This is a genomic window from Parabacteroides sp. MSK.9.14 (genome assembly GCF_019041495.1).
Lineage (GTDB): Bacteria > Bacteroidota > Bacteroidia > Bacteroidales > Tannerellaceae > Parabacteroides > Parabacteroides merdae.
In genome coordinates this window covers 16,813-32,520 of the sequence record NZ_JAHPXO010000030.1, presented here as the reverse complement: position 1 = coordinate 32,520, position 15,708 = coordinate 16,813, and the positions used below count along the sequence as shown (strand labels likewise).

Genomic DNA, 15,708 nt, shown 5'->3' with positions numbered 1-15,708 from the left:
TGCCACATATTACAAATATCTAATTCAATATCAATGTCAGATACAACAATCTCTTCAGCCGCATTTGCGGATACCAAACCCCATTACGAACTTCTTGACGGACTGCGAGGGGTAGCAGCCTTACTAGTTGTCTTTTATCACATTTTCGAAGGTCTTTCGTTTGCTGCCGGAGGAACACCTATCACAACGATCAATCACGGCTACCTGGCCGTCGATTTTTTCTTCATCCTTTCAGGTTTTGTGATCGGTTACGCCTATGACGACCGTTTGGGAAAGACCATGACTACCGGTAACTTTTTCAAACGTCGCCTAATCCGTCTCCATCCGATGATTATCATGGGAGTGATATTGGGAGCGATCGCTTTCCTCATACAAGGCAGTGTCCAATGGGACGGTAAACATGTGGCAATCTCAGCAGTGATGCTATCCACGCTCTGTGCGATGTTTTTCATTCCCGCCCTACCCGGTGCGAGATATGAAGTACGCGGCAATGGCGAAATGTTCCCGCTCAACGGTCCAAGCTGGTCGCTCTTTTTCGAATATATCGGCAACATCCTTTACGCGGTTTTCATTCACCGCCTTTCCACTAAAGCCTTGACCGTACTCGTCGTTCTTTTGGGGACAGGGCTTGCCGGATTCACTCTATTCGATGTTTCGGGATATGACATGATCGGTGTAGGCTGGACGCTTGACGGCGTGAATTTCCTCGGAGGTTCTCTACGTATGCTCTTTCCTTTCTCGTTAGGAATGTTATTATCCCGCAAGTTTAAACCGTTCCAAATGAAAGGTGCTTTCTGGATTTGCTCGATCGTTCTACTGATCCTCTTCTGTGTGCCTTACATAAAAGTAGACACTGCTCCTATCAGCCTCAACGGACTATTCGAGGCAGCTTGTATCATCCTCATTTTCCCCATCCTTGTCTGGCTTGGAGCTTCCGGCAAAACTACGGACAAACGTTCGACGCAAATATGTAAATTCTTAGGTGATATATCCTATCCACTCTACGCCGTCCACTACCCGATCATGTACCTATTCTATGCTTGGCTAATCGACAACGAACTCTATACCTTCGCAGAAATCTGGCCTATGGCAATAATGGTCTACGCCGGCAGTATCGCCTTGGCTTACCTCTGCCTAAAACTTTACGACGAACCGGTAAGAAAGTGGTTAGGCAAAAAGTTCTTGAGAAAAAAATAAATTCCCTGAGGGTGTCAAATATCGGTATTCTGCGTCATCCGCGTCCGGTAATGTCAATTTGACACATCTTCCAAAACGTCAAACCGATGTCTCCGGTTATAATTACAGGACAAATGCAAGCCGATAAACTCCATCCATTAAGTAACATGCATGGAGTTTTATATGCACTGGCATGCATTTGCGAATAGACTGGCATGAAATTAAAAATGGATTGGCATGAAAAAGAAGTCGGATAACTGCCAGACAGATGGTTCATGCGAAAGAATGCTTCATTGAATACCGACACCTTCACACACTGAGGCGATAGAAGGCCATATAATGTTCTTTCACCACTGCCGAAAACAGCATTTTAGCACTCGCTAAATATTCTTTTCCTTATTAACATATATAATGCATTCTGCTTAGGAAATGACTTGCGGGCATAGGTTGAATCATAACCCATACCTCTTGTTCTTTTCCGTATTATACAAATCCCATCCCTCCGTATTTTCTCCATTATTTTTAGGAAACGGTTTCTAAAATACCACAATTACAATCAAAAGACAAAACGTTTTATTCCTGCCTCTTGTTACTTCTCAAACTATAAGAATAGTGGACAATCGCCAGAACATATCTAATGTGACTGACGAACTTTGTCACATATAAACCGAAATTTGTTATATGATATACCTATTGATTCTATTGGCCTTCACGATCTCTGCCCTGATGTCGATGATCATTATTCCGAGGATTTTGGTCGTCGCGCTGAAAAAGCGGCTTTTCGACATTCCGGACAGTCGGAAGGTACATAAAGAAGCTATCCCAAGGCTGGGAGGATTGTCTTTCGCCCCATCAATCCTGTTCTCCCTCTCATTTGTTTCCGCACTCTATTGCGCGGAATACATGCACGGACAGCAAATACCGCTATGGTTACTCACACATACTCTTTCAGAATTCTACCTGTTGGTCTGCGGGGTAATCTTGCTCTACCTCGCCGGGCTGAAAGACGATCTAGTGGGAATGCGTTATACAAAGAAGTTCATGGTACAGCTTGTGGCAGCCTTGCTCCTGCCATTGTCGGGACTATGGATCAACAATCTCTACGGGTTATTCGGAATACACGAACTGGCATCATGGATCGGTATTCCGCTTACTATCCTCGTAATTGTATTTATCACCAATGCCATCAACCTGATCGACGGAATCGACGGATTGGCTTCAGGGCTGACTGGCTCGGCATTACTCGTGCTTGGCAGTCTATTCTTGATTAACGGAATGTGGATATACGCCCTGCTGTCGTTCGCGACTCTTGGAGTGCTGGTGCCTTTCTTCTATTACAACGTCTTCGGACAAGCTGATCACGGGAGGAAAATATTCATGGGTGACACGGGGAGCTTGACATTGGGCTATATTCTGGTATTCCTCGCCATCCGCTATGCATCTTACAATCCGGATGTTGCACACTATTCCGCCGGTGCCATCGTGATCGCCTTCTCGACACTGATCGTACCGATGTTCGATGTTGTGCGCGTAATGATCGTACGGGCACGCAGCCATCGGTCACTATTCAAACCGGACCGTAATCACATCCACCATAAGTTCCTCGATATGGGGATGAGCGCACACAAGGCGATGATCAGTATCGTCGTAATCGCCAGTCTATTCAGTAGCCTCAATATCTTACTCGTGTCGTTCGTGAATATCAATATCGTATTTGCCGGCGACATCGTGATCTGGGTGATATTAAGCATTTGGTTTGAAAAGGCCGGAAACAAAAAAGAATTTTTAAACGGAAAAGAGTGGGTTAAACGAATTTAGAAAAAATACAAATAATGAAAGCATGTTTTATGGGATTGGGCTATATCGGCCTGCCTACAGCTATTATCGCAGCCGGAAGCGGCATTCAAGTTATCGGGGTCGACGTAAATCCGAAAGTAGTGGAAATGACAAACCGAGGTATTATCCATATTGTGGAACCTGGATTACAGGAGTTGTGTTCGAAAGTCATGGAATTCGGTAAGCTGAAAGCATCGGATGTTCCGGAAGAAAGCGATGTATACCTGATCGTCGTACCAACTCCGTTCAAAGGAAATCATGAACCGGACATTTCATATGTCGAAGCCGCTACACGTATGGTCGCACCTTTTCTTAAGAAAGGGGACCTTTTCGTCATTGAATCGACTTCACCTGTCGGGACCACCGAAAAGATGGCAAATCTGCTCTACGCTTTGCGTCCGGAACTGGAAGGAAAAATATATATCGCTTATTGTCCGGAGCGCGTTTTACCAGGCAATGTCATCTACGAACTGATGCAGAACGACCGGGTCATCGGAGGAATCAACTCCGAATCAACTGAAAAGGCGATACAATTCTATCGCCACTTCGTCAGAGGGACACTCCACCGGACAAACGCTCGGACAGCGGAGATGTGCAAACTGACGGAAAATTCGTCACGTGACGTCCAAATAGCTTTTGCCAACGAACTGTCGCTGATCTGCGACAAGGCAGGTATCAACGTTTGGGAACTGATCGAACTCGCCAACAAACATCCGCGTGTCAACATTCTGCAACCAGGTTCGGGCGTGGGAGGACATTGCATCGCCGTAGATCCTTATTTCCTGACATCCGAATTTCCCTACGAGTCGCAACTTATCTCGAAAGCACGCGAAATCAATAATTACAAAGCATTCTGGTGCGCCGAAAAAATCGAAAACGCCATCCTCCGCTTCTTCCTTGAGCATCATCGTAAACCAGTAGTAGCTCTGATGGGCCTTTCTTTTAAGCCTGATATCGACGACTTGCGCGAATCACCAGCCAAATACATCACCTCGAAAGTTCTCCAACGTTCAGCCGATACCGACATCCTAATCGTCGAACCCAACGTTCACGAACATCCAGTCTTCAAACTGACCGACTACAAATCCGCCTACACCCGCGCCGACATCGTCGCCTTCCTCGTCTCCCACAAAGAATTCAAAACATTACCTCACAACGAAGAAAAAGTGATATTGGATTTTTGCGGGGTGTTTAAGAAATTATAGAATAAAAAGTATGTCTCACAATACGAACAAACGGATAGCTCAAAATACATTATTCTTATATTTCAGGACACTAGTCATCCTATTAGCATCACTTTACACATCCAGAGTCGTTTTAAATGTTTTGGGAATTGATGATTATGGCATATACAACGTAGTAGGTGGCATTGTATTAATGTTCCAGTTTCTAAATGTGGGAATGATTGATGTTTCTCAACGGTTTCTCACCTACGAATTAGGGAAAAATGATGGACAACAACTGCAAAAAGTTTTTTCCACATCTCTTATCATTCACCTGATTATTATTTTTTTCCTACTTATATTAGCAGAAACAGTAGGTCTATGGTTTCTCAATCATAAAATGAATATACCAACTTCAAGAATAATTGCTGCAAATTGGGTGTTCCAATTCTCAATCCTGACATTCATTATTAAAATATTCAGCGTTCCCTATAATGCCAGTATAGTAGCCCATGAACATATGAAAGTATATGCCTATGTAAGTATACTTGAAGTTATATTACAATTAGCGATTGTTTTTTTGTTGAAGGGCTCAGCGTCAGATAAACTAATTTTATATGCAATCTTAATGTCTTTCGTCACTTTATTGATAAGCATCATGTATACTTTATATTGCAAAAAGTATTTTAAAGAATGTAAGTTTCGAAATGACATAGATAAACAATTACTACATAAAATGTTAAGCTTTGCCGGATGGAGCTTTTTAGGTAACATCGGATATTCACTCAAAATGCAAGGAATAAATATACTAATCAATCTATTTTTCGGACCTGCAGTAAACGCAGCACGTGGTGTAGCCTATCAAGTAAATGCCGGAATTTATAATTTTGTATCAAACTTCCAAATTGCAATGAAACCGCAAATAACTAAACGATATGCAATGGGAGATACAAATTCAATGATGGTATTAGTACATAATAGTTCCCGTTATTCATTTTTCCTCTTACTGTATTTAACATTACCTGTACTTATCAAAACTCCTTATATATTAAATCTTTGGCTAGGTATTGTACCAGAATATACTGTCATGTTTTTACGATTGGTATTGATTGTAACTTTAATAAACAGTATAACTGGACCTGTAGCCACTGCTATACAAGCAAAAGGAAAAATAAAACTATTTCAAACCATAATTTTAGTGATTACATTGCTGGATATACCAATATCCTATATTGTATTAAAATCCGGATATCCACCTTATACAGTCATGTATATATCTATCCTGACAGAACTCATTGCTTTAATAGCACGAATATGGATACTTAATGCATTAATACCTATGCATATTTCCAACTTCATCATAGAAGTGATTGGTCGAAGTCTCTTAGTCTTCATACTTGCAGCTATTATTCCGACAGGGCTGTCCCAATATATTCCTGACACATTCACCGGATTTATACTTATATGTATTATTACTGTAAGTTCAACCACCATCGTACTATTGACAGTCGGACTAAAGACGGCTGAGCGTTCTCTTATTTACAAAAAAGCAATTCGTACCATTCAAACTACAAAATCATAACAATGTGTTCAAAGGCCTTATTTTTACGTAAAAAGTCGACAGGACTTAACAGTATAGAAGAACTGGCATATTCGCTTGTATCCCGAATATCAGGATTAAAAGTTATTACTTTGCCTGAACACGGAAATACCTGGAAAGGAATCATTCGAAATATTAGGTTCGCTCAAAAACACCAAGGAGATATCAATCACATTTTTTCACCTGAGATAGCTTATATCTCTCTATTTTTAAAAGGTAATGTAATTCTCACTTGGCATGATACAGGAACTCTATTACAATCATCATCTTTCCTAAAGCGATTTATTAGAAAATGGTTCTGGCTCATTCTGCCTAATCATTTTGCCAAACATATCACCTGTATTTCCCAATATACAGCGAATGAAATCAAACAGATAACTCCAAGAGTAAAAAATAAAATCAGCATTGTCTATAATCCCTATAATGAAGTTATTCATTTTCACCCAAAAGAATTCCGAAAAGAAAATCCTCATATCCTCCATATTGGAACAGGCATGCGCAAAAATCTGCTACGCACAATAAAAGCATTACGCAATATACCCTGTACACTAATCATTGTAGGGATTTTAAAACAAGAACATATAGAGCAATTAAAAAAGAATCATATCCAATATAAAAATTATTTGGATATTCCCTTTCAAAATATCATTAGATTATACCAAGAATGTGACATCGTCAGTTTTCCTTCTTTATATGAAGGTTTTGGAATGCCTATAATAGAGGCCAATGCTACTGGAAGAGTTTTACTAACCAGCAAAATAACTTCTATCCCAGAAATAGCAGCAAATACAGCCCACTATATCAATCCTTATGATGTAAGCTCCATTAGAAAAGGATTTCAAAAACTTATCTCAGATGATAAATATAGGGAAAAATTAATTTTACGAGGCATTGCAAATGCCAAGAGGTTTACAATTAAACACATAACGGAAGAATATGAAAACATTTACAATAGCTAAGCCTATCTCCATAAGCATAGACAACTTCTATATACAAGTACTTCCTTTTATATTATTTTTCATTTCTATTTTTTTTGACTCAGCAAATGGATACATCCAGGAATTTAAAGGAGTGCATTTACCAATCGGAATAGCTTTTAGAGGATTCATATTATGCCTAACTATGAAGTTTTTACTAAAAAATTTAAGCACATTATTAACTCTCTTATTTTGGATTATTACAATCCTAATTTCAATGGCATTTGCTATCTGGTCTTTTACAGGAAAATATATAGATGCAGCAATGGACATAGACTATCTATTCAAGTTTATCTACACCTTCTGCATCCTTTTTTATTTTTATTATTACCGTAAAATATTCAGCCTTGAGAAATTAATCAGACTTGTTGTTTATACAACTTCACTTATAGGTGCAATTAATATATTCTCTATGATTACACAGACCGGGATTCTTTCATACAGTGATAAATTTGGATTCGGATACTCTGGATATTACGCAGACGGCAATGCATTGGGAGTATATATGGTTCTAGCTGTATTACTTTGTATTTGGTATTCCTTTTACAAACGGAATGTATTTTATTTTTTACTGACATTTATTGCATCAGTCGGAACAATTCTTATCGGTTCTCGTGTCGGTATTATTGGAATTCTGGCAGATTGGGGACTTTTCTTAGGCTATTTCTTTTTTTTCAAAGACAGCCTTATTCAGCTCCGATGGCAAACCCGGATACTTATAATATTTTGTATGTCAATCGCTATCGTATATTCTGCTATCATAACATATGAAACTATTATTCAATATGATAATTTTACACTTGAACGCTTTTCAGCTAATTCGTTAGTATCATCAAGAGAGCAATTGATCAATACCGGTAAACAAGTTATTTCTGAATTCAACTTAACAGAGGTTCTTTTGGGTAAGGGTATTTCAGGAGGACGATTTGCCGTAGCAAGCATATACGACCCAGAAGAAAAAGTAAAAAATATAGAATCTGATTTTTACGATATCATATTATCCTTCGGATTTGTTCTGGGAGGACTTATCATCCTTGCACAACTTTTTTTAGTATTCCAGTTCATCCGACCTTTTTTTATAAAAAGAAGTCGGAATTCTTTATCATTTATAACAAGTATAGGAAGTATACTATGGTTAGGAATCGCCTATACAGCAGGACATGCTTTTTTTTCAACTCAATTAGCTCCACTGTTAGGAGTTTACTGGGTAATTAGTAATCATCTTTATTTTAATCATGATATCCAATAAAAGTAAAAATATCCTAACTATAGGAACTGACACAAACGGCAAAGGAGGGATTGCAATCCTCATACAATCTTATTCAAAGATGTTCAAGAAATTTAATTTCATTGCTTCACATCAAGAAGGAAATCTGTTTAAGAAAACAGCATTAAGCATATCTGCCTTATTACGATGTTGCTATTATTGTATATTCAAACCAATCCGAATTGTGCATATACATACAGCATCATTTACTGATTTTTATCGTCAATCGATTTATGTATTTTGTGCTAAAGTTTTCAGAAAAAAAGTCATTTTACATATACATGGAGCAAAATTTGAACAATTCTACGAGAATCACCAATCTTTTGTTCGATTTGTCTGCCATAAAGCAGATGTATTGGTGACTGTTTCTAATTATTTTATCGATTATTTAAAAGAACAAAAACTCAATAATAATATTTTTCTCCTTCCCAATGTCACCTATAAGCCCAGTGTTGGTCCCATTAAAAAGAACGACCAAAAGCTCCATCTTCTTTTCATTGGAGCTATAGATAGTAGAAAAGGAATATTTGATGTATTAGAATGTTTTGCGAAAAACAAAGAAATGTTGCAAAACAAAATTATCTACCATATTGGAGGTACAGGAGATACAAAAACTATGAATGAATTCATACAGCAACATCAACTTTCTTCTTTTATCAAATACCATGGATGGGTAGACAATGAAAGAAAAGAAAAATTATTCCGAACTGCTGACATATTTGTCCATCCTTCTATTTTTGAATCATTTGGTATATCCATTCTTGAAGCCATGTCCTACCAACTGCCCATAATTGCAACACCAGTTGGAGGTATTACAGATCTTGTTGAAAACAATGTTAACGGTATTCTTATTGAACCTGGAAATAAGAAACAACTTTACGAAGCAATCCTATTTTTAATCGATCATCCAGAATATCTTTCAGAAATGGGACATCAATCTGGAAAGAAAGCAGAAAAATTCTATCCTCCAGCAATAGAAAAACAATTGGATCATCTATATCAATCATTAGAAAAATAGAACTACATTTTTCTAAATTCAATCTATAATTCAACATATATTAATCAATAAAAATTCATATGAATATTTTTATCAAGTCAGTTCTTATAAAAATTGCAACTCCATTCTCCCCTTTATTAAAGAAATTTCCCAATATAATTTGGAAGATCAGATATTGTAAAGATTATAAAAAGTTCCCCAATCTAAAGAAGCCACAGTCATTTATGGAAAAAATTCTATGGCTATCACTTTATTCTGACACTTCTATGTGGAGTAAATTAGCCGACAAATACAGAGTAAGAGAATATGTGATTGATAGATGCGGAGAACAATATGTAAACAAAATTTATGGTATATACAATTCAGCTATAGAAATCGACTATAGCCTATTGCCTAAATCCTTTGTATTAAAAACGACAAATAGCTGTGCAACAAATATTATAGTAAAGGATAAAAATATCCTAAATATAAAAGAGACAAATCATAAATTAAATAAATGGTTAAAATTTCCATATGGAGAATTAACCGGACAATTGCATTATACACAGATAGAACCTCTTATTATTGCAGAAAAATTTATGGAGCAGACAAAAAAAAGCGAACAATCACTCATCGATTACAAATTTTTTTGCTTTAATGGAGTTCCTAAATATGTCGTTATTTATTCAGACAGGGAAGAAAACACACATAATTATTCGGTTATGGTTTATGACATGGATTGGAATGCCTATCCTGAATTTGTAAATTCTCGCTGTCCGATATCAGATATAATTCCTCGTCCAGGCGCATTAGAAGAAATGATATCAATTGCTTCACGTTTATCTGAACCCTTTCCTTTCGTTAGAGTAGATTTATATCTTATCAACGGATCCCCTATCTTTGGAGAAATGACTTTTACTCCAGACGTCATCAGTAATATTACCCCAGAACTGACAGATCAAATGAGTAAATGGATTGACATCTCCAGCTTAAAACAATAACTATGATAGTAAAAATCAGAGAAATAATCAGAGACTGTATCATCTTCGGGATGCATTTTATTTATACACGAATCTATCAAATGAATATTGATAAAAGCGCAAAACTCTCATTTGGTGCCAAACTCGATAAAAGTAATCCCAAAGGAGTACACATTGGAGAAGAAAGCTTCATTGCATCTGGAGCTGTTATTTTAGCTCATGACTTTTCCAAACCTGCTAAAGCCGACACCTACATTGGTAAACGTTGCTTTATTGGCGTAAATGCGATCATCATGTGTGGAGTAAAAGTTAACGATAACGTAATTGTCGGAAGCGGATCTGTCGTTACAAAAGATATACCTGCCAACTGCATCGTAGCCGGTAATCCTGCCAGAATAATCAAAGAAGGTATTCAGACCAAAAAATTCGGACAATTAATGCAACAATCATGAACGACAACAGAATACAACTAAACGGAATAAAAGTCCACCCCTTTCCCTCAGATTCCAGTTTGCTGGAATATGTGGAGGAACATAAAGGGATATTAGTAGCGATAAATGCGGAGAAGATACTGCATGCGAACGAGCAAATACAAGATATTGTGAACAGGAATATTGGATATTGCGATGGCATAGGAGCAGTTATGGCAGTGCGGCAGCACGGAGCCGTGGATGCCGTCAAGATCGCGGGATGCGAACTGTGGTTGAAGATTATAGCAGCTCTGTATCAAAAAGAAAAAACCTTCTACTTGGTCGGGAGTAAACAGCCCGTAATAGAGAAGACCATCTCCCGATTGAAAGAAGACTTTCCCGGAATACAGATAACGGGGTACCGTAACGGATACATACAAACAGAGACAGAACAGGAAGAACTGATCGAAGACATCAAGACAAAACAGCCGGATGTCATATTCGTTGCAATGGGATCACCCAAACAAGAGTTATTGATGGAAAAAATGTATCAGGCACATCCCGCAATTTACCAAGGGTTAGGAGGAAGTTTCGACGTCTATACAGGGAACGTGAAACGAGCACCCGAATGGTGGATAAAGCACAATCTCGAATTTGCATACCGCCTATTGAAACAACCTTCACGCATCAAACGACAAATACATTTAATTAAATTCTTGATACTGGTCAAGACTGGAAAAATCTAAACAGAAACAACATGAAGAAAATAATGCTCGTCTTCGGAACCCGTCCTGAAGCAATTAAAATGGCACCATTAGTAAAAGCTTTCCAACAGAAAAAAAATAAATTTGAAACCATCGTCTGTGTTACCGGACAACACAGGAAAATGCTGGACCAAGTCCTAAAGCTTTTTAATATCCGACCCGATTACGATCTCAACATAATGAGGCAAGGACAGGACCTATACGATATAACAGCCCGGGTACTGACAGGAATGAGAGGAGTTCTGCAGGAAGCGAAACCAGATATCGTCCTGGTCCATGGAGATACCACAACTTCGACAGCTTCAGCACTCGCGGCCTTCTACCAACAAATACCGGTCGGTCATGTAGAAGCAGGGTTACGCACGCACAACATCTACAGTCCTTGGCCGGAAGAAATGAATACCCTACTTAAGCAACTTGACACCGAACTGATGTCTGCAGGTTATGAAACAACTCCACTTGCCGAACAAAACAGCCGCAAACTGGTTTTAATAACAGGTCATCGCCGGGAAAACTTCGGCGATGGATTTATCCAAATATGCCGGGCAATAAAGACTCTGGCAGAGCAGTATGCGGAGGTAGACTTTGTCTACCCTATGTACTTGAACCCAAATGTAAGGAAGCCCATTCACGAAATATTCGGAAATGCTTATCTCCCTAACCTGTTCTTTATAGAGCCTTTGGAGTATCTTCCTTTCGTCTATCTAATGGAGAAGTCGACACTTGTCCTAACCGATAGCGGAGGCATACAAGAAGAGGCTCCGGGTTTGGGAAAACCGGTGCTTGTCATGCGTGACACAACAGAACGGCCGGAAGCACTTGACGCAGGGACAGTGAAGTTAGTAGGAACAGATTACGCCCGGATTGTAACTGAAGTGTCCCACTTACTGGATGACAATACCTATTATAACCGTATGAGCCAAGCAGTAAACCCCTATGGAGACGGAACTGCAAGCCAACGAATCGTTCAAACAATAGAAAAAGTAATATGAAAAATCTTGACAAAAAACAAGCTGTATTATGCCATCGAAAGCCGTTAGGTCGTCAAAGGACAAGACAACGGTATCTGCCACAATGTATCATTGGATTCCTGCTCCTGCTAATATCAATTGCCATACAGGCACAAATCCCACAGGAATTAATTGATAAAGCCCGTGCTGCCGGGATGACAGAGGAACAAATACAAAGAGAAATAGCCAAACACAGGACAGAACAAACCGGTATCAACCAAATCATTAAGCCTGCTACAGAAAATACCGTATCCGACCGTTCCCATCCTACTCAGCAAGCACTACTCCCACTGACGGAGCAACGCGACGAACATAAACCGAAGCAGCCTTTGGAAAATATTGTTTTTGGGCGTGAGATCTTTTCCGATAAGAATTTGACATTCGAACCGGATCTGAATATGCCGACGCCTAAAAATTATGTTCTATCAGCAGGAGACGAGTTGCTGATCAATGTATGGGGAGATTCGGAACTGAACTTGAAACTCAGTATTTCTCCCGACGGAACGATCTTGATCCCCAATGTCGGTCCCGTATCCCTAAGCGGACTGACTATCGAAGCGGCAGAGAATCGCATCCGGCAGGAATTGGGTAAAATCATGGCAACGCTTGACGGCAGTCAACCTAACACATTCGTTTCTGTCGGACTGGGGCAAATTCGCAGCATTAAAGTCAATATTGTCGGCGAAGCCGTCGCACCCGGGACCTATACACTCTCATCTCTCGCCACGCTTTTCAACGCCCTTTATGCAGCAGGAGGAGTAAACGATATCGGATCACTGAGAAACATAAAAGTATACCGGAACAGCAAAGAGATCGCCAGCCTCGATGTATACGACTATCTGCTGAATGGTAAATATGAAACGAATATACGTCTGGAAGACAACGACATGATCATTATCGGTCCCTACGAACAGCTTGTCACCGCCGGTGGTAAAGTGAAAAGAGACCGTACATACGAACTTCGACGAGGAGAGACACTTGACGACCTGCTCGACATGGCAGGTGGTTTTACAGGGGATGCCTACACTGGCAGTATACGAGTGAAACGCAAAGCCGGCGACCGCTACAAGATTGCCACAGTTAACGAAGAACAATTCCAAACATTTGTGCTGCAAGACGGCGATTCGCTGATGGTGGATTCAGTCATCCCCTACTACGATAACCGAATCATCATTTCCGGTGCAGTCTGGCGTCCTGGCGAATATGAGTTGAGTCCGGACGTACATACTGTCAAACAATTGATAGAACAGGCTTCGGGACTTAAAGGAGACGAATTTGTAGGACGCGCACAGATCACAAGGCTCAACCCAGACTTCACCAGTTCGGTTATCGCCATCAATATTGTAGACATTTTGAACGAGAAGGTTCCTGACATCGAACTACAGAAGGAGGACCAACTATATATCCCTTCCCTGTTTGACCTCCATGAACCTTATACCGTCAAAGTGAGCGGAGCAGTCAACGCTCCCGATACCGTATTGCCCTTCCGCAAGAATCTGACAGTAGAGGATGTTATCGTCTTCGCCGGCGGCCTGCGCGAAGCAGCCTCAATCATCAACGTAGAAGTGGCACGACGGCTCAAAGATCCGTCCGCCACCCGGAGCAGTAACCAGACAGCCGAGACATTTAACTTCACCCTCGACGAAGGACTGGCAGTAACCTCCGGCGATACGCTTTTCACCCTCGAACCATTCGACGAAGTATTCGTCCGTTTCTCACCTGGTTACCAAAAGCAACAAGTAGTGAAAGTCGGAGGCGAGATTACTTTTGCCGGCAACTATACTTTAAAGAAAAAGAATACGCGTTTAAGCGAACTGATTGCACAATCGAGCGGCATCACTCCAGACGCCTATGTGCGGGGAGCCAGTCTAAAACGTAAACTGACGACAGATGAGTTGCGCCAAATCGAAACTCTCTTGCAATTAAGTAACAATAGCAAGCAAAGCCGTGACTCGATCTCTGTTTCGCTTGCCAACCTGAAGGAGTATCCCGTAGGCATCGACCTACAAAAAGCGCTCGCCCATCCGGGAAGTGCCGACGACCTAGTGTTACGCGACGGAGATGTGCTTTACATCCCCCAACAGCAAAGTACGGTGAAGGTGAGCGGTTCCGTTACCTATCCTAACAGTGTGACCTATACAAAAGGAATGGACGTCCGTGACTGTCTCTCACAGGCTGGCGGCTACAACGACATTGCCCGCAAATATCCCATCGTTATCTACATGAACGGAAAAGTGGCGACCACACAACGTAAAATGATTTTCTTCAAACGTTACCCCAAAGTCGAGCCTGGCTGCGAAATCGTAGTCCCCGCCAAGACACAACGCGACCGCCGAGCAAGCCTGGCAGAAATCATGAGTGTCGGCAGTTCCGTCACCTCAATGGCAGCAATGATAACATCAATGATCAATCTTTTAAAGTAAATAAATGGACAAGAACAATCATACCCCATCGTCTCCACAATCGGAGATCGATTTGATCGCCCTCTCCGGCTACCTGTGGAAAAAACGACGTTTCTTCATAAAATGCTGCGGAATTGCAACAGTGGCGGGACTCATCATTGCTTTCAGCATACCCAAAGAATTCACCACAACGGTGAAACTGGCTCCCGAAACCACCGATGCCACAAGCAAGATGAGCAACCTCGGCGGACTGGCAGCCATGGCAGGAATAGACCTCGGTTCAGCCTCCGGCCAGGATGCTTTGTCACCCAACCTCTATCCTGATATTGTGCACAGTACACCTTTTCTGTTGGAGCTCTTTCCCGAAAAGGTAACCGACAAGGAGAAAAAGTACACGACTACTCTATATGATTACATAGCCGGCCATCAGCGCTTCGCTTGGTGGAGCATCCTTATGAAAGCGCCCCTAAAAGGAATAGCAGCCCTCCGTTCGTTCTTCTCCGGTAACGAAGAGAACGATGGAGATCTCAATCCCTTCCAACTCACCCACAAGCAAGAGGATGTACTGAAAAACCTACGCCAGCGCATCACCGTCTATGTCGATAAAAAAACACAAGTCGTTACTCTCGGTGTCAGCATGCAAGACCCGCTGATCTCAGCAGACGTGGCGCACAGTATCGTGATAAAGTTACAGACCTATATCACACATTACCGGACGCAGAAAGCAAAGAAAGATCTGGAATTTACAGAAAAAGTGCTAAAAGAATCCCGCAGTGCCTATTACAAAGCACAGCAGGCTTATGCAGCTTTTGAAGACGGTAACAAGAACATTATCTCCGCCAGTTACCGCACCGAGCAAGAGCGTTTACGCAACGAAATGACTCTTACGTTCAATGTATATAACACGTTAGCGCAAAAGCTCGAACAGGATAAACTCCGAGTACAGGAACAGACACCGGTCTACACCATTATCGAACCGGCAACTGTTCCTCTCAAAGCTTCCTCTCCCAAGAAATTACTGATTTTGGTAGCATTCATCTTCCTCGCTTTCATCGGGGGATGCGGATATCTGATCATCAAGGAATATGCAATCCCTCCGTCGCCGAGATCTGAAACGTAATCCGAAAATCGCAATCCAGAATCCGGA

The 15,708-nt window shown here is 40.7% G+C and carries 13 protein-coding genes; all 13 read left to right on the top strand.

Going from position 1 to position 15,708, the window contains the following annotated elements; all coding sequences use genetic code 11:
- Positions 1-33: 33 nt before the first annotated feature.
- The 13 genes from KTG12_RS15345 to KTG12_RS15285 all read left to right on the top strand — a co-directional run bounded on the left by KTG12_RS15345 (position 34) and on the right by KTG12_RS15285 (position 15,681).
- Positions 34-1,197, top strand: coding sequence for an acyltransferase (locus tag KTG12_RS15345; RefSeq protein WP_022322289.1), 1,164 nt, complete (start codon positions 34-36; stop codon positions 1,195-1,197).
- 660 nt (positions 1,198-1,857) lie between these two features.
- Positions 1,858-2,994 carry an MraY family glycosyltransferase gene (locus tag KTG12_RS15340; protein ID WP_046451882.1) on the top strand — a complete coding sequence of 379 codons (1,137 nt, stop codon included), beginning with the start codon at positions 1,858-1,860 and terminating at the stop codon, positions 2,992-2,994.
- Positions 2,995-3,008: 14 nt separating this feature from the next.
- Positions 3,009-4,217: a UDP-N-acetyl-D-mannosamine dehydrogenase gene (gene wecC, locus KTG12_RS15335; RefSeq protein WP_022322291.1), complete on the top strand. Its 1,209-nt coding sequence runs from the start codon at positions 3,009-3,011 to the stop codon at positions 4,215-4,217.
- A 121-nt stretch (positions 4,218-4,338) separates the two neighbouring features.
- Positions 4,339-5,757, top strand: a complete 1,419-nt coding sequence (locus tag KTG12_RS15330; RefSeq protein WP_227225841.1) for a lipopolysaccharide biosynthesis protein — start codon at positions 4,339-4,341, stop codon at positions 5,755-5,757.
- A 2-nt stretch (positions 5,758-5,759) separates the two neighbouring features.
- Positions 5,760-6,734 (top strand): glycosyltransferase family 1 protein, encoded by a 975-nt coding sequence (locus tag KTG12_RS15325; protein ID WP_022322293.1) that lies wholly within the window; start codon positions 5,760-5,762, stop codon positions 6,732-6,734.
- Entirely contained in the window at positions 6,712-8,001 is a 1,290-nt protein-coding gene (locus KTG12_RS15320; protein ID WP_022322294.1) for an O-antigen ligase family protein, read from the top strand. Before KTG12_RS15325 ends, KTG12_RS15320 begins: the two co-directional genes overlap by 23 nt.
- Entirely contained in the window at positions 7,988-9,037 is a 1,050-nt protein-coding gene (locus KTG12_RS15315; protein WP_022322295.1) for a glycosyltransferase family 4 protein, read from the top strand. The genes KTG12_RS15320 and KTG12_RS15315 overlap by 14 nt, the downstream gene beginning before the upstream one ends.
- Positions 9,038-9,096: 59 nt before the next feature.
- Complete coding sequence (locus tag KTG12_RS15310) at positions 9,097-9,996, top strand: ATP-grasp fold amidoligase family protein (RefSeq protein WP_022322296.1); 900 nt, start codon at positions 9,097-9,099, stop codon at positions 9,994-9,996.
- Positions 9,997-9,998: 2 nt separating this feature from the next.
- Positions 9,999-10,427, top strand: a complete 429-nt coding sequence (locus KTG12_RS15305; RefSeq protein WP_005647839.1) for a DapH/DapD/GlmU-related protein — start codon at positions 9,999-10,001, stop codon at positions 10,425-10,427.
- Positions 10,424-11,131, top strand: coding sequence for a WecB/TagA/CpsF family glycosyltransferase (locus KTG12_RS15300; protein WP_149936181.1), 708 nt, complete (start codon positions 10,424-10,426; stop codon positions 11,129-11,131). Before KTG12_RS15305 ends, KTG12_RS15300 begins: the two co-directional genes overlap by 4 nt.
- Before the next feature lie 11 nt (positions 11,132-11,142).
- Positions 11,143-12,141 carry a non-hydrolyzing UDP-N-acetylglucosamine 2-epimerase gene (wecB, locus tag KTG12_RS15295; protein WP_155143898.1) on the top strand — a complete coding sequence of 333 codons (999 nt, stop codon included), beginning with the start codon at positions 11,143-11,145 and terminating at the stop codon, positions 12,139-12,141.
- Positions 12,138-14,582 carry an SLBB domain-containing protein gene (locus KTG12_RS15290; RefSeq protein WP_155143896.1) on the top strand — a complete coding sequence of 815 codons (2,445 nt, stop codon included), beginning with the start codon at positions 12,138-12,140 and terminating at the stop codon, positions 14,580-14,582. Before wecB ends, KTG12_RS15290 begins: the two co-directional genes overlap by 4 nt.
- Positions 14,583-14,586: 4 nt before the next feature.
- Positions 14,587-15,681 (top strand): Wzz/FepE/Etk N-terminal domain-containing protein, encoded by a 1,095-nt coding sequence (locus tag KTG12_RS15285; protein ID WP_005641042.1) that lies wholly within the window; start codon positions 14,587-14,589, stop codon positions 15,679-15,681.
- Positions 15,682-15,708 lie beyond the last annotated feature (27 nt).